Here is a 17,520-nt window from a genome sequence, read left to right as displayed (position 1 = left end):
CCCGCGAGGCGGGCGTCGCCGCGGCCGCCGCCGCGCTCGCCGCCGCCGACCGGCGCGCCGCCGAGGACCACGAGATCCTCGCCGGGCTGCTCGACCGGCGGGCCGAGCTCCGCGGGCGCCTCGGGGCGCTGCGCGCCAAGGCCTCGGCGCGGGGCCGCAGCGAGGACCTCGCCCTCGACGAGCTCCACACCCGTGCCCACGACCTGCTGTGGACCGCGCCCTGCGACCTCGCGGCGGCCACGGTCGCCGTGCGGGCCTACCAGCGCGCGCTGGAGACCACGCCGTGACCGCCTGCGCCCGCCCGGGCTGCGACGGGGAGATCGAGGACGACGGCTTCTGCGACACCTGCGGGCGCCGTGTCGAGACCCCGGTCCCGTCGTCGGACGGGCCCCCGACCGGGGCGGACGGACCTCCGACCGGCGCGACCGGGCCGCCCTCCGGCTCGTCGAGGGCCGCCCGGCCGGGCGGGTCGGGTTCCACGCCCTCGGGGCGCAGCGCGTCGGCCCGCACCGGGTCGGGGCGCACCCGGTCGGGCTCGTCCCGGCGCCGGATCGGGGCCGGGCTCGTCGCGATCGACCCGGAGCCGGCCGCCGACCCCGCCTCGGCGGTGATGGCCGAGCCCGTGGTGCCGGAGTCGAGCCGGTACTGCGCGGCGTGCGACGCGCCCGTCGGGCGGGGCCGCGACGGCCGCCCGGGACGCGTCGAGGGGTTCTGCCCGCAGTGCGGCACCCGCTTCACCTTCACCCCGCAGCTGGGCCCGGGCGACCTGGTCGCCAGGCAGTACGAGGTCCTCGGCTGCCTCGCCCACGGCGGCCTGGGGTGGATCTACCTGGCCCGCGACCGGAAGGTCCGCGACCGCTGGGTGGTCCTCAAGGGGCTGCTGAACACCGGCGACGCCGCGGCCCTCGCCGCCGCCGACGCCGAGCAGGGCTTCCTCGCCCAGCTCGTACACCCGCGGATCGTCCGGATCTACAACGTGGTGGCGGACGGCGACGCGACCTACATCGTCATGGAGTACATCGGGGGCCGGTCGCTCCGCCGGATGCGCGACCCGCGCGAGCCGATGCCGCCCGAGCAGGCCCTCGCCTACGTGCTCGAGGTGCTCCCGGCGCTGGGGCACATGCACGAGCGCGGGCTGCTGTACTGCGACTTCAAGCCCGACAACGTGGTGCAGACGGGCACCGACGTCACGCTGATCGACCTCGGCGCCGTCCGGCGGATGGACGAGCCGGGGGGCGACGTGTGGGGCACGGTCGGGTACCAGGCGCCCGAGATCTCTCCCCACGGCGCGGGCCCGTCGGTGGCCTCCGACGTCTACACCGTGGGCCGCACGCTCGCCGTGCTCGTCGCGAACTTCGACTTCCACGGCACGATGCGCGACGTCCTGCCCTACCCCGACGACGCCCCGGCCTTCGCCCACGAGCCGCTGCGGCGCCTGCTCGACCGCGCCACCGCCTCCGACCCCGCGGCCCGGTTCGTCTCGGTCGACGAGATGGCCGACCAGATGGTCGGGGTGCTGCGGCAGCTGACGAGCGAGCACACCCCGCCCCCGCCGCGGCTCTCGACGATGTTCGCCGCGCCGCCCGCCTCGGTCGGCATCGACGCGCCCGCCACCGCCCGTGAGCTGGCCGACGCCATGCCCTCCCCGCTGCCCGACCCCGACGATCCCGCCACCCCCGAGATCGTGGCGGCCGCGGCACAGGGGCCCCGGGCCGTCCTCGCCACGGTGGCGGCCGCCGACGCCCCCGACACCGACCAGGCCCGGCTCTCCGCGGTCGCCGCCCACCTCGACGCGGGCGACCCCGATGCCGCCGGCCGTGCCCTCGCCGAGCACGCCCTCGACGGCGAGTGGACCTGGACCTGGCTGCGGGCCCGGCACGCCGCCGCGACCGGCGACGCCGACACCGCCGCCCGGCTCGTCGACGAGGTCGCCGACGCCCTGCCCGGCGAGCTCGCCCCGCAGTTCGCCCTCGCGGTGCTGGGCGAGTCCGCGGGGGACTCGGGGATCGCCGAGGAGCGGTTCGCCCGGATCTGGCGGACCGACCGCGCGTGGACCGGGGCCGCATTCGCCCTCGCGCGCCTGCGGGTGGCCGCGGGCGACCGCCGGGGCGCGGTCGCGGTGCTCGACGACGTCCCGCGGACGTCCGTGCACGCGGCGGAGGCGCAGGTCGCAGCGGTCCGGGTGCTCCTCGGCGCGCCGGATCTGACACGCTCGGCGGTCATGGAGGCCGGGACGCGGACGACGGGGATCGACCTCGACGCGCAGCGCGCCGCCGAACTGGAGACCGAGGTGCTGGAGGCCTACCGGCGGTTGCCCGCCGACGAGCCGCGGGGCGAGCTGTTCGGGTGCTCCCTCGACGACGACGGACTGGGCCGCGGGATCGAGGAGCGCTACCGGCTGCGGGCGCGCTACGCCGCCTCGCTCGACGAGCGGTTCGCCCTGGTCGACGCCGCGAACGACGCCCGCCCCTGGACCGCGCGATGACCACCCCGACGATGAGCGGCGGCGCCGCCTGCCTGACCTGCGGGGAGCTCGGCGAGCCCGGCGACCGGTTCTGCGAGGGCTGCGGCACCGCCCTGCCGGAGACCGTCGGCCCCGAGGTCGCCGCGAGCACCTCGCGCCCGGTGACCGCGCGGGCGGGGTCGGCGACGGGTGAGCACGCCCCCGACGAGGACGGACCGGCGGAGCCGGCGCCCGGCGAGCACGGACCCGGCGACGGGCACGACGGGCACGACGGGCACGACGCCCCCGGCGACCCGGGGCAGACGACGGGCAGGCCGTGCACGGCCTGCGGGGAGGGCACCATCGCCGACGACGGGTTCTGTGACGACTGCGGACGACCCGACGGGGGCGTGACCCCGGGGACCGTCCCGCCCGACCAGCGCGAGCACGCCGCCCACGCCGTGCCGGGAGCCGCCGCCGTCACCGACCGGGGCCGGGTCCGGGCCGCCAACGAGGACGCCTACGGCCTGGTCCGGCTGCCGCTGGCGGGCGACGCCGGGGACGTCACCGTCGCCGTGGTGTGCGACGGCGTGGCGTCGGTGCCCGGCAGCGCCGCCGCGTCGGCGACGGCGTGCGAGACCGTGCTCGAGGCGGCCCGCGACGCGATCGCGCACCCCGACGCGGGCGACCCGGAGCTCGAGGCCACCGGCGGGCTCGACCTCGGCGAGCTCGCCCACGTGTGCGCCGACGCGGCGATCGAGGCCGTCACCACGCTCGGCGAGCCCCGCAACTCGCCGGCCTGCACCTACGTCTCGGCCATCGTGGCGGGCGAGGTGCTGGTGATCAGCTGGATCGGCGACAGCCGCGCCTACTGGCTGGTGCCCGACGAGCCCGAGGCCTCGGCCGTGCTCACCACCGACGACTCGTGGGCCGCGGAGGCCGTCGCGATCGGCCTGCTCTCCCCCGAGGCCGCCTACGCCGACCCCCGCGCGCACGCCATCACCCGCTGGGTCGCCGCCGACGGCCCGCCCGGGCCGGCCCACGTCGTGGCGCACGCCGCCGACCGCGCGGGCGTGGTGCTGATCTGCAGCGACGGGCTGTGGAACCACATCCCGCTGCCCGCCGACCTCGCCGACCTCGTGTCCGACGACCCCGCGAGCACCGCGGACGCGATGCTCGCGGCGGCGATGGACGACGGGGGGACGGACAACACCACGCTGGTCGTGATCGACGTGGGGCACTGGGAGGCCCTGTGACCGCGACCTTCGCCATCGAGGCCTTCCACAACGCCCACCTGCCCGAGCACGGCGCCGAGGTCGACGTGATCGTGTCGGTGACCGCCTCGGGCCTCGGGGGCGTGAGCGGCCCGGCCGAGGCCGCCGAGGTGATCCTGCTCGACTGCTCGGGCTCGATGGGCGACCCGCGGACGAAGATCCAGGCGGCGCGCCGGGCCACGCGGGCGGCGCTCGACGCCCTGCCCGACGGGACCCTCGTGGCCGTGGTGGCCGGCCGCCACCAGGCCTCGATGGTGTTCCCGACCTCCGAGCGCATGGTGGTCCTCGACCGGATCACCCGGCGTCAGGCGGTCGCGGCGGTCGACAACCTCCAGCCCTCGGGCGGCACCGCGATCGGCACCTGGCTGACCGTCGCCGAGCGGCTGCTCGCCCCGCACCCCGACCGGCTGCGGCACGCGATCATGCTCACCGACGGCCGCGACGAGCACGAGACCCCCGAGCAGCTGGCGGCCGCCCTCGACCGTTGCGAGGGCGTCTTCACCTGCGACGCCCGGGGCATCGGGACCGACTGGGTGGTCGACGAGGTCCGCCGCATCGCCTCCCGGCTGCTCGGCACCGCCGACATCGTCGCGCAGCCCGACCACCTCGCGGCCGACTTCGAGGGCATCGTCGGGAAGGCCGTGGGCAAGGGCGTCGGCGACGTCGCCCTGCGGGTGTGGACCCCGCGCGGCGCCACGGTGCGGTCGGTCAAGCAGGTCTCCCCCGCCGTCGAGGACCTCACCGCCCGCCGCACCCCCGACCCGGCGAAACCGCTCGTGGGCCTGTACCCCACCGGTTCCTGGGGCGACGAGACCCGCGAGTACCACGTGCGGGTCGCACTCGACCCGCTCGGCGTCGGCGAGGAGATCCTCGCGGCGCGCGTCGGCATCGCCGCGGCGGCGCTGTCGGACTCCCCGATCGGCGAGACGCGGGTGCCGGTGACCTGGACCGCCGACTCGGCGCTGTCCACCCGGCTCGACCGCCGCGTCGCGCACTACACCGGGCAGGCCGAGCTCGCCGACGCGATCCAGGAGGGCCTCGACGCCCGCCGGGCCGGCGACGTCCGCACCGCCACCGCGCGGCTCGGGCGGGCGGTCGCGCTCGCCGCGGAGTCGGGCAACACCGAGACCTCGGCGCTGCTGGAGAAGGTCGTCGAGGTCGAGGACCCGACGACGGGGCGGGTCCGGTTGCGCCGGGAGGTCGCGGCGGCCGACGAGATGACCCTCGACGTGCGCTCCACCCGCACGGCCCGGGTGCGGGAGGGCTGATGACCGCCGCGCGGTGCCGCCACGGCCACGACTCCGAGACCGACGACTTCTGCGACGAGTGCGGCGTGCCCATCGCCGGGTCCTCGGGCCCGGCCGGGCCGGTCGGCACCCCCGACCCGGAGCCGGACGAGCGGTGCCCGCGGTGCGGCTCGCCGCGCACCGGGCGGTTCTGCGAGGAGGACGGGCACGACTTCCTCGTGAGCGGGTCCGCGGCTCCGGCCCCCGCACCGCCGCCGAACGGGGCGTGGGTGGCGGCCGTGGAGGCCGACCGGCGCTACTACGAGTCGGTGGTGGCGCGCGAGGGACCCGACATCGCCGAGGTGACGTTCCCGAACTACTACCCGCGCGCCGAGATCCCCCTCGACGGCGACGAGGTGCGGATCGGGCGGCGCCGCGTCAACGGGTCCACCCCGCCCCCACAGGTCGACCTGGCCGGCCCGCCCCTCGACCCCGGGGTGTCGCACCTGCACGCGGTGCTGCTGCCGGCGGCCGACGGCTCGGGCTGGTCGGTGCTCGACCCGGGCTCCACGAACGGCACCACGATCAACTACGGCGACGACCCGATCGCGATCGACACGAGGGTCCCGCTGCGCCCGGGCGACCGGGTCCACGTCGGGGCCTTCACGACGATCGTCGTGGAGCAGCGGCCGATCTGAGCGCCGGTCTCAGGCGCCCGCGCGCCACTGGTCGAACGGCATCGCCCAGTCGCCCCAGCGGTCCCAGATCGGCAGGGCCGGGCCGCCGGAGTTCGTGACCTCGACGACGTCGCCGATGCCGAAGTGGTCGTAGAACCACTGCGCGTCGGCCGGGCTGAGGTTCACGCAGCCGTGGGACACGTTGTCGCTGCCCTGCTGGCCGACCGACCACGGCGCGGAGTGCACGAACTCGCCATCGTCGGAGATGCGCTCGTCGAGCGCCACGGTCTCCTTGTAGTAGCCGGGCTCGCCGGGGCCGACGCCGTAGGTGGCGGAGTCCATGACGACGCTCGGCTGCTTGTCCGAGACGACGTGGGTGCCGGTGTGCGTGGGGAACTTCGCCGACCCCAGGCTGATGTTCATCGTCCGGACCAGGGCACCGTTGTCGAACAGCTGCATCTGCTCGGTGGCGCCGTCGGCCTTCGCCACCCAGGCGTCGTGGACGTGGAACGTCTCGTGCAGGTCCTTCGCCCCGAAGTCGCCGCCGCCGAGGTCGGCGCCGTAGAGCTTCCCGGCGAGGGTGACGGTGCTGCCCGGGGCCCAGTACCGCGCGGGGCGGTAGTCGACCTGGGTCGAGGAGATCCAGTGCCAGGCGCCCGGCTGCGGCGGGTCCGAGGTGACGGTCAGGGCCCGCACCGCGGCGTCCTTGTCGGTGACGGGGTGACCGAACGTCACCGCGATCGGCTGGCCGACGCCGACGTCCGTCGTCCCCGGGTCGACCGCGGCGGCGTCCTGCCGGCGCGGCGCGAGGGTGGAGACGGCCGACTGCAGGTGCGTCGGGGCGCCCTCGGGCGTCACGGCGTCCACGACGACGGTGTAGGTGCGGCCGTAGGCGAGGGGCTCGCTCGTCGTCCAGGTGGAGCCGTCGGGGGCCGTGGTGCCGGTGACCCGGTCGCCGGCGGGGTTGGTCATCCGCACCGAGACGAGCCGCCCGCCCGCGGCCCGGACGTGGACCGGGGCGGCGGGGTTCACGTCGGCGGTGGGGTCGACGGTGACCGACGGGCCCGGGCGCGGCATCGTCGACGAGGCGCCGGCGGGCGCGGCGGCCGGCGGGGTACCGCCCGACGCCGAGCACCCGGCGGCGAGGAGCAGCGCGGCGAGCAGCGCCGTCGTCCCCAGGGTCCACGACCGCGCCACGCCTGTCCTCGCATCCCGGCGCGGGGGCCGCACCGGGGTCCACGATCGCACACCCGCCGCGGGTTCCCGTCCCACGGGCGGGCCTGTTTCCGCAGGTAGAACGCCTGGTTCGCGCCCCGGTGGGCCGGTTGCGGCCGGTTCGGGCGGTCCGTCCTACAGGGGTCGGCGCTCCCGGAGGTGCGCCGGGGTGGACGAGAGCGCGACCACCACGTCGAAGACGTCGTGGTAGGTCCGCTCGGGCAGCTGGTCGACCTTCCGACGGGTCGCGGGGTCGACGCCGTACCGGTCGGCGGCCGCCACGAGCTGCCACCGCCGCACCGGGAACTCGACACCGTCGAGCGCGGCGGCGAACGCGGAGGCCCTCACGGGATCCACAGGTACCGACGGCCACGAACACCGTCAACGTGATCCACCCCTTGCCTTCGAGCGCACTCGAAGGCCTAGATTCGGTTCATGACGACAACGCTCGAGGACCACCACCCGGCCAACCGGCTGCGGGCCGTCCTGGAGTCGGCCCGGTCCGAGGACGGCTCCCTGCCGCCGCTCGACGGCGAGTTGGTGCGGATGATGGCCCTGCCCGACGACCTCCCGGACACCCTCGGGATCGCCGAGGTCGCGGAGCTGACGGGGATCACCGCGCACACGCTGCGCTACTACGAGCGCATCGGGCTCCTCCAGGTCGACCGGGACGGCGGGGGGCGGCGGGTGTTCGGCCGGTCGGCGCTCGGCCGGGTCGTGTTCCTGACCTGGCTGCGGATGTCGGGCATGCCGATCGCGACGGTGTCGCGCTACATCGCGCTCGCCCAGGCCGGGCCGCAGACGAGCGACGACCGGCTGGCGCTCCTGCTCGAGCACCGGGCCACCGTGGTGTCGCACCTGCGCGACCTGCAGACCGCCCTCGCCGTGGTCGACTACAAGATCGCCGCCTACGGCGGGAGCTGTGGCGACTGAGACCGGGACCACGACGCCTACGCCTGTTCGGCCCAGCGCGCTGGGCCGGATATGGCAACATTCCCGCGGGTGGAGGCCCATCGGTTCGAGGAACGCGCGGTCACCGACGCCCTCGACGTCGACCGCCCGAACCTGGCTCGCGCCACCGACTACCTCTTCGGCGGCGGGGCGAACTTCGCGGCCGACCGGGCGGCGGTCCAGGAACTGCTGGCGAACCACCCGGGGTTCGAGGTCCGGCTGCAGGCCGCCCGCACCTTCGTCGCGCGGGCCGTGCGCGAGGCGCTCGCCCGCGGGCACGACCAGTTCGTCGACCTCGGGTCCGGCATCCCCTCGGTGGGCGCGCTGCACACGTCGACCGGGTACGGGACGCGGGTCGTCTACGTCGACGTCGACCCCGTGGCCGTCGCGCACACTCGGGAGTCCCTCCTCGGGGCCTGGACCGACGCGCACGTCGCGGTCCGCCTCGCCGACCTCCGGGACGTCGGGACGGTGCTCGCCGAGGCCGCGGCGTCGGGGCTCGACCTGCAGCGCCCCGTGACCCTCGTATGCAACTCGGTCCTGCAGTGGCTGACCACCACCGACACCGAGGATCTCGCCGCGGTGTTCGCCGCCTACCGCACGGCCCTCGCCCCGGGGAGCCTGCTGGTGCTGAGCCTCCCCCACGCCGACCTGCTGCCGCACTACGCCCTCGACGAGGTCGTCCCGGTCATCGAGCAGTCGATCGGCCCGGTCCGCCTGCGCCGCCGCGCCGAGGTGGAGACCCTGATCGCGGGCTGGGACGTGCTCGACCCCGGCCTCGTCGACGTCACCGCCTGGCCCGGACCGAGCGGGGCCGAGCCGGCGGGCTACTACGCGGTGGTGTGCGCTTCGCGCCCGTGAGCACTGATCCGTGCTGGGACACGGAGTAGTGCTCACAGGCCGTCAGGCACCCTCCGCGTCCCCCTCGGCCTCGAGGAACGCCTCGCGCAGCGCCTCGACCATCGCCGGGTCGGGCTCGGCCCACAGCCCGCGGTCGACGGCCTCGAGCAGACGCTCGGCCATGCCGCGCAGCGCCCACGGGTTGGCCTCGCGCAGGAACGCCCGGTTCTGCTCGTCGAGCACGTAGTTCTCGGTGAGCGAGCCGTACATCCAGTCCGAGACGGTGCCGGCGGTCGCGTCCCACCCGAAGAGGTAGTCGACCGTCGCGGCCATCTCGAAGGCGCCCTTGTAGCCGTGGCGGCGCATCGCGGCCATCCACCGCGGGTTCACCACGCGCGAGCGGAACACCCGCGCGGTCTCCTCGATCAGCGAGCGGGTCCGCACCGCCTCCGGCCGGGTCGAGTCGCCGACGTAGGCCGCGGGCGCGACCCCGGTCAGCGCGCGGACCGTCGCGATCATGCCGCCGTGGTACTGGTAGTAGTCGTCCGAGTCGGCGATGTCGTGCTCGCGGGTGTCGATGTTCTTCGCCGCCACCGCGATCCGCCGGTAGGCCGCGTTCATCTCCTCGACCGCCGACTCGCCCTGCCGGTCGCGGCCGTAGGCGTGCCCGCCCCAGGTCGTGTAGATCGCGGCGAGGTCCGCGTCGCCGCGCCAGTCGCGCGAGTCCATCGCCTGCAGCAGCCCCGCGCCGTAGGCCCCGGGCGGCGAGCCGAAGATCCTCGTCGTCGCGGCCTGCCACGTGCTGCCCGACGCCGCGTCGGCCCGGGCGTGCGCGGCGACGAAGTTGTCCTCGTCGGGCTCGTCGAGCGCCGCGACCATCTGCACCGCGTCGTCCATCGTGGCCACGACGTGCGGGAACGCGTCGCGGAAGAACCCGGAGATGCGCAGCACCACGTCGACCCGGGGCCGGCCCAGCTCGTCGGCCTCGACCACCTCGAGCCCGGTGACCCGCCGCGAGGCCTCGTCCCACACCGGCCGCACGCCCATGAGCGCCAGCGCCTCGGCCACGTCGTCGCCGGAGGTCCGCATGGCGGCCGTTCCCCAGAGCGACAGGCCCACCGAGGTGGGCCACTCGTCGTCGTGGTCGGCGCGGTAGCGCTCCAGCAGCGAGTCCGCGAGCATCTGCCCGGTCTCCCACGCCAGCCGCGACGGGACCGCGCGCGGGTCGATCGAGTAGAAGTTCCGGCCGGTCGGCAGCACGTTGACCAGCCCGCGCAGCGGCGACCCCGACGGCCCCGCCTTCACGTGCCCGCCCTCGAGGGCGTGCAGGACGCCGTCGATCTCCTCGGTGGTCCGGCCGAGGCGCGGGACGACCTCGGTGGCCGCGAAGCGCAGGATGCGCACCACCGTGTCGTCGGTCTGCTCGCCGAGCACCTCGGTGGCGACGTCCCGGGCATCGTCGGGAAGCCAGTCCCGCTTCTCCATCCCGACGACGAGGCTGTGCGCCAGTTCCTCGGCGCGGTCGACGTCGATCCGACTGGCCGCACCGGCCGCCTCGTCGAGACCCAGCGCCTCGCGCAGGCCCGGCAGCGACTGCACGCCCGACCACATCTGCCGCGCCCGCAGGATCGCGAGCACCATGTCGACCCGCTCCTGCCCGGCCGGCGCCCGCCCGAGGACGTGCAGGCCGTCGCGGATCTGGGCGTCCTTGATCTCACAGAGCCAGCCGTCGAGATGCATGATGAAGTCGTCGAAGCGGTCCTCGTCGGGCTGGTCGTTCACCCCGAGGTCGCTGTCCAGCTTCGCGGCCTGGATCAGCTGCCAGATCTGCCCGCGGATCGCCTCGAGCTTCCCGGGGTCCATCGCCTGGATCGAGGCGTACTCGTCGAGCAGCTGCTCGAGGCGGGCGAGGTCGCCGTAGGACTCCGCGCGCGCCATCGGCGGCACCAGGTGGTCGACCAGGGTGGCGTGGGCGCGGCGCTTGGCCTGGGTGCCCTCGCCCGGGTCGTTGACGAGGAACGGGTAGACCAGCGGCAGGTTCCCGAGGATCGGGTCGGGCGCGCAGGAGGCCGAGAGCGCCGCGGTCTTGCCCGGCAGCCACTCGAGGTTCCCGTGCTTGCCGACGTGAATGAGCGCGTCGGCCCCGAAGCCGGCCTGCAGCCACCGGTATGCGGCCAGGTAGTGGTGGCTCGGCGGCAGGTCGGGGTCGTGGTAGATCGCGATCGGGTTCTCCCCGAACCCGCGCGGGGGCTGCATCATCACGACGACGTTGTCGCGCTGCAGGGCCGCGACGGTGATGGCGCCCTGGTCGAGGAACATCGAGCCCGGCGCCGCGCCCCAGTGCTCCTCGACGCCGGCCCGGAAGTCCTCGGGCAGGGTCGCGAACCAGGCGGTGTACTCGTCGACCGGGATCCGGACGGGGTTGGCCGCCATCTGCTCCTCGGTCAGCCACTCCTGGTCGTAGCCGCCGGCGGCGATGAGGGCCCGGATGAGCAGGTCGCCGTCGCCCTCGGCGAGCCCGGGGACCTCCCCGACCCCGTAGCCGGCCTCGCGCATGGCGCTCAGCAGCGCGACCACCGAGGCCGGGGTGTCGAGGCCGACCGCGTTGCCGATGCGGGCGTGCTTCGTCGGGTAGGCGGACAGCACCAGGGCGACGCGCTTCTCGGCGTTCGGCAGGTGGCGCAGCCGCCCGTGGTTGACGGCGAGCCCGGCGACGCGCGCGGCGCGCTCGGGGTCGGCGACGTAGACGGGCAGGCCGTCGCCGTCGATCTCCTTGAAGGAGAACGGGACGGTGATGATCCGGCCGTCGAACTCCGGGACCGCGACCTGGTTCGCGGCGTCGAGCGGGCTCACGCCGTCGTCGTCGGCGAGCCAGTCCTCGCGGCTCCGGGTCAGGCACAGGGCCTGGAGGATCGGGACGTCGAGGGCGGCGAGCGCGCCGGTGTCCCACGACTCGTCGTCCTGCCCCGCCGACGCCGCCGCGGGCCGGGAGCCGCCGGCCGCGAGCACCGTCGTGATGAGGACGTCGGCCTCGCGGAGCCGCTCGAGCAGGCCCTCGTCGGGGGCCCGCAGGCTCGAGCAGTAGAGCGGCTCGGGCACGCCGCCCGCGTCGACGACGGCGTGGCAGAGGGCGTCGACGAACGCGGTATTCCCGGCGACGTGGTGGGCGCGGTAGTAGACGACAGCGACCCGGGGCCGTGTCAGCGATGGCACATCGCTGACATCCGACGTCCGCGATGTGCCATCGCTGACGTCCCAGCCGGCCAGCCGACCCCAGTTCGGCATCTCCGCGGGCGGGGCGAACCCGTGCCCGGTGAGCAGCACGGTGTCGGAGAGGAACCCGGCGAGCTCGCGCAGGTTGTCGGGGCCGCCCTGGGCGAGGTAGAGGTGCGCCTGGGTCGCGACGCCCACGGGCACCGTCGAGGACTCCATCAGCTGCGCGTCGGGCGCCTGCTCCCCGCCCAGCACGACGACGGGCCGGGGCTGGGAGCGGTCGAGCAGGGCGTCGAGCCCCGCCTCCCACGCCATCCGGCCGCCGAGCAGGCGCACGACGACGAGGTCGACGCCCTCGAGCAGCGCCGGGAGGTCCTGCTCGGGGTCGACGCGCGACGGGTTGGCCCACCGCCAGGGCACGGCTCCGGACTCACCACCGGCCCGGGCCGAACGGAGGTCGGTGTCGGAGGTCGAGAGGAGGAGCAGCACGCCCCTCATCTCACCATCTGACGAGATGGTGTGCCATCGCCCCGTACTGTGAGCCGGTGCCCCGCTCCCGCGACCGCCGCGCCACCCGTGCCCGGCCCGACGCCTGTCCCGGGGCCTGGCGCCGGCACGACGCCGCCGACGGCGCACTGGCGAGGTTCCGTCCCGTGGGCGGCGCGACGACGGCCCGGGAGCTCCGGCTGCTCGCCGGAGCCGCCGCGTCGGGCGGGGCACCGCTGGAACTGACCTCCCGGGGATCGTGGCAGGTGCGCGGCCTCGCGGGAAGGACCGCCGACGACCTCGCCGACACCCTCTCGGTGCCCGACGACCCGGCCGCCCTGCTCGACGGGTCGGGCCGCGACGTCCCCTGCGGCCTGATCGCCTCCCCCCGCTCCACGCTGCTCGACGAGCCCGCGGCCCGGGTCGCGGCCGGCCTGCGCGGGCGCACCGACGTGCCGGGCCGGCTGCTGGTCGCGCTCGAGGACCGGGTCAGCGATGGCACGTCGCAGACGCTGGACGTCAGGGATCGCACACGCTCGACCGGCGACGTGAGCGGCCAGGGCGCCGACGTCACGGTCGTCGTCACCGGGGCCGGCTCCGCGCTGCTCCTCGACGGCACCGACACGGGCCGCCGCCACGACGACCCCGCCGCCCTCGCCCTCGCCGCGATCGACGCCTTCACCACCCACCGCGGGACCGCCTGGCGGGTGCGGGAGCTCGACGACGAGGCGCGCGCGGCGATGCTCGCCGACCTGGACGGGGTGACCACGGCGGGCGTCGGGAACGATGTCCTGCACCCCGGCCCGGCCGACCCGACGAGGCTCGGGCCCGCCGCCGACGGCACCCTCGAGGTCCTCCCCCGCCTCGGCGAGGTCGACGCCCCGACCGCCGGCGCGCTGGTCGCCCTGCTCGACGGGGGCGCCACGCTGCGGGCGACCCCGTGGCGCACGCTCGTGCTCCGCGGCCTGGCCGACCCGGCCGCCGCGGCCGACCGGCTGGCGGGCCTCGTCGAGACCGACCCGGCGTCGCGCTGGCGGGGGCTCTCGGCCTGCGTCGGGGCGCCGCGGTGCGCGAAGTCCCTCTCCGACGTGCGCGGCGACCTCGCCGCCGGGGTCGCCTCGGGGCACGTCGGGGGCACGGTCCGCCAGCACTGGGTGGGGTGCGGACGGGCCTGCGGGACACCCGGCGGGCGGGTCGCCGTGGTGGAGGCAGTAGCGGGGAACGACGAGATGAGAGGCACCTACCGCACGGTGGTGCGCTCCGGGAAGGTGATCGAGTGACCACTGCGAGCGCCGGCGCCGCGGCCGGGCAGGGCGTGATCCACGAGCCGACGACGGCGGCCGTCCCGGCCTACGTCGCCGACGGCCCCGAGATCTACCGCCGCTCGTTCGCGATCATCCGGGACGAGGCCGACCTGTCCCACCTTCCCGACGATGCCCACGACCTTGTCGTCCGGATGATCCACTCCTGCGGGATGGTCGACCTCGCCGCCGACACCGAGATCTCCCCCGGCGCCGTGGCCGCGGCGCACTCCGCGCTCGCGGGCGGGGCGCCGATCCTGTGCGACGCGATGATGGTCGCCTCCGGGATCACCCGTCGCTTCCTGCCCGCGGGCAACGACGTGGTCTGCACGCTGAACGACCCGGACGTCCCGGCCAAGGCGGCCCTGCTGAACACGACGCGCACCGCCGCGGCGCTCGACCTGTGGATGCCCCTGCTCGAGGGCGCGGTCGTCGCGATCGGCAACGCCCCGACGGCGCTCTTCCGGCTGCTCGAGCTGATCGAGGCCGGCGCGCCCCGACCGGCCGTGGTGCTGGGGCTGCCGGTCGGCTTCGTGGGCGCGATGGAGTCGAAGGCGGCGCTGGCCGCGTACGGCTCGCTCGAGCACGTTGTGGTGCACGGGCGGCGCGGTGGCTCGGCGATGACGGTCGGGGCCGTGAACGCGCTGGCTCTGGGAGCGCAGCAGTGACGCCAGCGGGTGGGACCGGACGGCTGTACGGGGTGGGCGTCGGCCCGGGCGACCCCGACCTCATGACGGTGCGGGCGGTCGAGCTGGTCCGCGCGGCCGACGTGGTGGCCTACCACTGCGCGCGCCACGGCCGATCGAACGCCCGCACGATCGCGGAGCGCTACCTCGGCACGCAGGTCGAGGAGGCGCTCACCTACCCGGTGACCACCGAGGACACCGACGACTACCAGGGCCGCATCGACGCCTTCTACACCGAGGCCGCGGCCCGCCTGGCCGCCCACCTCGACGCCGGGCGCGACGTGGTCGTGCTCTCCGAGGGCGACCCGTTCTTCTACGGCTCCTACATGCACCTGCACAAGCGGCTCGCGCACCGCTTCCCCACCGAGGTGGTGCCCGGCGTGACGAGCGTGTCCGCCGCGGCCGCCGCGCTCGGGACCCCGCTGGTGGAGCGCGACGAGGTCCTCACGGTGCTGCCGGGGACCCTCGACGAGGACGAGCTAACCCGGCGCCTGGCCGACACCGACTCGGCCGCGGTGATGAAGCTGGGCCGGACCTTCACCGGCGTCCGGTCGGCGCTGCGCCGCTCGGGGCGGGCCGAGGAGGCCCACTACGTCGAGCGCGCGAGCATGCCGACCGAGCGTCAGGGCCGGCTGGAGGAGATCGACCCGGACTCGGTCCCGTACTTCAGCGTGGGCATCGTGCCGTCGCGGGTGCACGTCGCGACCACCGAGCAGGCCCGCGCCGACGGTGTCAGCACTGCGGCCATGCTGACGCTCAACGACACAAACGGGGCATGTACGACCGGCTCGGTGACGGTCGTCGGGCTCGGCCCCGGCTCCCGCGACCGCCTCACCCCCGAGGCCGCGACCGCCCTCGCCGCCGCGGACGACGTCGTCGGGTACACCACCTACGTCGCCCGCGTGCCCCCGAACCCCCGCCAGCGCGTGCACGGCTCGGACAACAAGGTCGAGTCCGAGCGCGCGGCATTCGCCCTCGACCTGGCGCGCTCGGGCCGGCGGGTCGCCGTCGTCTCCTCGGGCGACCCGGGCGTGTTCGCGATGGCGAGCGCCGTCGTCGAGGTGGCCGCCGAGGACTACCCCGACGTCCCGGTGCACGTGGTCCCGGGCGTCACCGCGGCCCACGCCGTCGCCGCCCGGATCGGGGCGCCGCTGGGGCACGACTTCGCGACGATCAGCCTGTCCGACCGGCTCAAGAGCTGGGACGTCGTCGAGCGCCGCCTCGCCGCGGTGGCCGAGGCCGACATGGTGGTCGCGCTCTACAACCCGGCGTCGCGGTCCCGGACCTGGCAGGTCGAGGCGGCCCGGGACATCCTGCTGAAGTTCCGCGACGAGTCGACCCCGGTGATCGTCGGGCGGGACGTCGACGGCCCGGAGGAGTCGGTGCGGGTGGTCGAGCTCGGCGCGCTAGTACCCGCCGAGGTCGACATGCGCACGCTGCTGATCATCGGCTCGTCGCAGACCCGGTGGGTCGGCGACCGGGTCTTCTCCCCGCGCAGGTGGCCTTCGGCCACGTGAGCACTATTCCGCGCCCCGGCACGGATTAGTGCTCACGGGCCCCGCACCCTTGACACCCCTGTAAAGTCCGCGACGCATTGTCGCGGAAGGGGATCGTCGTGGGCCTGCCTCCACTCGAGCAGCGCACGCTGCTGGCCGCCGTCGAGCGGGCCCTCGACGTCGGGGACGCCGTCACCCAGACCGACCGGGCCGGCACCTGGACCCTCGCCGAGGCGTTCGAGCGCTCGCTGCGCCTCGGCGCTGGCCTGGGCGCCGGGGTCGACCGGCCGGTCGCCCTGCTGCTCGACAACTCGCTCGACGCGGTGCACGTCTGGATGGGCGTCGTGCTCACCGGCGGGGTCGAGGTCCCGGTCAACACCGCCTACAAGGGCGCCTTCCTCGCGCACGTCCTGCGCGACTGCGGCGCCGAGACCCTCGTCGCCGAGGCCCACTACCTCGACCGGCTGGCCCGGGTGGCCGACGAGGTCCCGGCGCTGCGGACGGTCGTGGTCCGGGGCGACCCCGGGGACGTCCTGCCGCGAGGCGGGTTCCGGGTGCTCCAGCTGGACGAGATCGAGGTCGACGCCGCGAGCCCCGTCCGCCGCGGGCCCGACGACCTGCACGCGATCATGTACACCTCGGGCACCACCGGGCTTTCCAAGGGCGTGCTCGTCCCCCACGCGCACGCCTACACCTACGCCAGCCGCGAGCACCAGGAGCGCCCGCACGCCGGCGACCGGGCCCTGGTCACGCTGCCGGTCTTCCACCTCGCGGGCCAGTGGTACGGCGTCTACCAGGCCCTGATCCACGGCATCGCGTGCGTGCTCGAGCCCGGCTTCTCGGTCAGCAGCTACTGGAACATCGTCCGCACCCACGGCATCACGGTCACGACGATGCTCGGCGCGATGGCCGAGCTCCTCGCGCAACGCCCACCCGCGGACGACGACGCCGACAACCCGCTCGAGCTCGCCGTCATGGCGCCGCTCGCGAGCGACGTCGACACCTTCCGCCGCCGCTTCGGGGTCGACCTCGCCGCGGTCTACGGGATGAGCGAGATCGGCGCGGTGCTCGACGGGCCGCCGGAGACGGTGGTCGGCGGCGAGGCCGGGTTCCCCCGCGACGGCTACGACCTGCGCCTGGTCGACGTCGAGGGCCGCGACGTCGCCCCCGGCGAGATCGGCGAGCTGCTGGTCCGCCCGCAGGTGCCGCACACGGTGATGGCGGGCTACCACGGCCGCCCCGACGAGACCGCCCGCGTGGTCCGCGACGGCTGGCTGCACACCGGCGACGCGTTCCGCACCGACGAGGCCGGCCGCTTCTTCTTCTGCGACCGCATGAAGGACGCGCTGCGCCGCCGCGGCGAGAACATCTCGAGCTTCGAGGTCGAGCGCACCGTCAACGCCCACCCGGCGGTCTACGAGAGCGCGGTGGTCGCGGTCCCGTCGGCGCTGACCGAGGACGAGATCAAGATCATCGTCGTGCTGCAGGACGACGCCGAGCTCGACCCGGCCGAGCTCACGGCGTTTCTGGTCGACCGGCTTCCCTACTTCATGGTGCCGCGCTACGTCGAGGTCGCCGACGCCCTCCCCAAGACCCCGACGCACAAGGTGCAGAAGAAGCTGCTCCGCGACGCCGGCGTCGGCCCCACCACCTGGGACCGCGAGGCGGCCGGCATCCGAGTGACCCGGAACTCCTGACAGGGAACAGCTGAC

The 17,520-nt window shown here is 75.3% G+C and carries 13 protein-coding genes and 1 pseudogene; 11 read left to right on the top strand and 3 right to left on the bottom strand.

All coding sequences use genetic code 11. From position 1 onward, the window contains the following. The 5 genes and pseudogenes from ACFPBZ_RS13975 to ACFPBZ_RS13955 all read left to right on the top strand — a co-directional run. Positions 1–287 (top strand): annotated as a pseudogene (locus tag ACFPBZ_RS13975) (hypothetical protein); the annotation flags it as partial. Next, the gene (locus ACFPBZ_RS13970; RefSeq protein WP_378036667.1) at positions 284–2,485 is read left to right on the top strand and encodes a tetratricopeptide repeat protein; all 2,202 of its coding nucleotides are present in this window, start codon (positions 284–286) and stop codon (positions 2,483–2,485) included. The pseudogene ACFPBZ_RS13975 and the gene ACFPBZ_RS13970, both read left to right, overlap by 4 nt. Further along, the gene (locus ACFPBZ_RS13965; RefSeq protein WP_378036666.1) at positions 2,482–3,699 is read left to right on the top strand and encodes a PP2C family protein-serine/threonine phosphatase; all 1,218 of its coding nucleotides are present in this window, start codon (positions 2,482–2,484) and stop codon (positions 3,697–3,699) included. The genes ACFPBZ_RS13970 and ACFPBZ_RS13965 overlap by 4 nt, the downstream gene beginning before the upstream one ends. Further along, positions 3,696–4,985: a vWA domain-containing protein gene (locus ACFPBZ_RS13960; protein WP_378036665.1), complete on the top strand. Its 1,290-nt coding sequence runs from the start codon at positions 3,696–3,698 to the stop codon at positions 4,983–4,985. The genes ACFPBZ_RS13965 and ACFPBZ_RS13960 overlap by 4 nt, the downstream gene beginning before the upstream one ends. After that, positions 4,985–5,641 carry an FHA domain-containing protein gene (locus ACFPBZ_RS13955; protein ID WP_378036664.1) on the top strand — a complete coding sequence of 219 codons (657 nt, stop codon included), beginning with the start codon at positions 4,985–4,987 and terminating at the stop codon, positions 5,639–5,641. The genes ACFPBZ_RS13960 and ACFPBZ_RS13955 overlap by 1 nt, the downstream gene beginning before the upstream one ends. A gap of 9 nt (positions 5,642–5,650) precedes the next feature. On the opposite strand, the gene ACFPBZ_RS13950 is transcribed toward ACFPBZ_RS13955, so the two are convergent. Together ACFPBZ_RS13950 and ACFPBZ_RS13945 are read right to left on the bottom strand one after the other, a co-directional pair. Further along, positions 5,651–6,817, bottom strand: coding sequence for a L,D-transpeptidase (locus ACFPBZ_RS13950; RefSeq protein ID WP_378036663.1), 1,167 nt, complete (start codon positions 6,815–6,817; stop codon positions 5,651–5,653). A 153-nt stretch (positions 6,818–6,970) separates the two neighbouring features. Continuing rightward, positions 6,971–7,183, bottom strand: a complete 213-nt coding sequence (locus ACFPBZ_RS13945) for a DUF2795 domain-containing protein (protein WP_378036662.1) — start codon at positions 7,181–7,183, stop codon at positions 6,971–6,973. 87 nt (positions 7,184–7,270) lie between these two features. Here ACFPBZ_RS13945 and ACFPBZ_RS13940 point away from each other — a divergent pair, with 87 nt between their 5' ends. Together ACFPBZ_RS13940 and ACFPBZ_RS13935 are read left to right on the top strand one after the other, a co-directional pair. Continuing rightward, positions 7,271–7,768 carry a MerR family transcriptional regulator gene (locus tag ACFPBZ_RS13940; RefSeq protein WP_378036661.1) on the top strand — a complete coding sequence of 166 codons (498 nt, stop codon included), beginning with the start codon at positions 7,271–7,273 and terminating at the stop codon, positions 7,766–7,768. Between the two features lie 69 nt (positions 7,769–7,837). After that, entirely contained in the window at positions 7,838–8,647 is an 810-nt protein-coding gene (locus ACFPBZ_RS13935; protein ID WP_378036660.1) for an SAM-dependent methyltransferase, read from the top strand. 42 nt (positions 8,648–8,689) lie between these two features. Here the strand turns inward: ACFPBZ_RS13935 and cobN are convergent, their stop codons facing one another. Further along, positions 8,690–12,337 (bottom strand): cobaltochelatase subunit CobN, encoded by a 3,648-nt coding sequence (gene cobN, locus ACFPBZ_RS13930; RefSeq protein ID WP_378036659.1) that lies wholly within the window; start codon positions 12,335–12,337, stop codon positions 8,690–8,692. Between the two features lie 47 nt (positions 12,338–12,384). On the opposite strand from cobN, the gene ACFPBZ_RS13925 reads away from it, so the two are divergent. The 4 genes from ACFPBZ_RS13925 (at position 12,385) to ACFPBZ_RS13910 (ending at position 17,505) form a co-directional block, all read left to right on the top strand. After that, complete coding sequence (locus tag ACFPBZ_RS13925) at positions 12,385–13,605, top strand: hypothetical protein (RefSeq protein ID WP_378036658.1); 1,221 nt, start codon at positions 12,385–12,387, stop codon at positions 13,603–13,605. Between the two features lie 38 nt (positions 13,606–13,643). Further along, complete coding sequence (locus tag ACFPBZ_RS13920) at positions 13,644–14,294, top strand: precorrin-8X methylmutase (RefSeq protein ID WP_378036673.1); 651 nt, start codon at positions 13,644–13,646, stop codon at positions 14,292–14,294. Positions 14,295–14,356: 62 nt separating this feature from the next. Continuing rightward, on the top strand, positions 14,357–15,829 hold the full coding sequence (gene cobJ, locus ACFPBZ_RS13915) for a precorrin-3B C(17)-methyltransferase (protein WP_378036672.1): 1,473 nt from the start codon (positions 14,357–14,359) through the stop codon (positions 15,827–15,829). Between the two features lie 98 nt (positions 15,830–15,927). After that, positions 15,928–17,505, top strand: coding sequence for an AMP-binding protein (locus tag ACFPBZ_RS13910; RefSeq protein ID WP_378036657.1), 1,578 nt, complete (start codon positions 15,928–15,930; stop codon positions 17,503–17,505). The last annotated feature ends 15 nt before the right edge of the window (positions 17,506–17,520 follow it).

It is taken from the genome of Actinomycetospora atypica (assembly GCF_042653685.1).
Classification (GTDB): domain Bacteria; phylum Actinomycetota; class Actinomycetes; order Mycobacteriales; family Pseudonocardiaceae; genus Actinomycetospora; species Actinomycetospora atypica.
The sequence above is the reverse complement of the archived record's forward strand: the minus strand, read 5'-3'. Positions and strand labels throughout refer to the sequence as shown.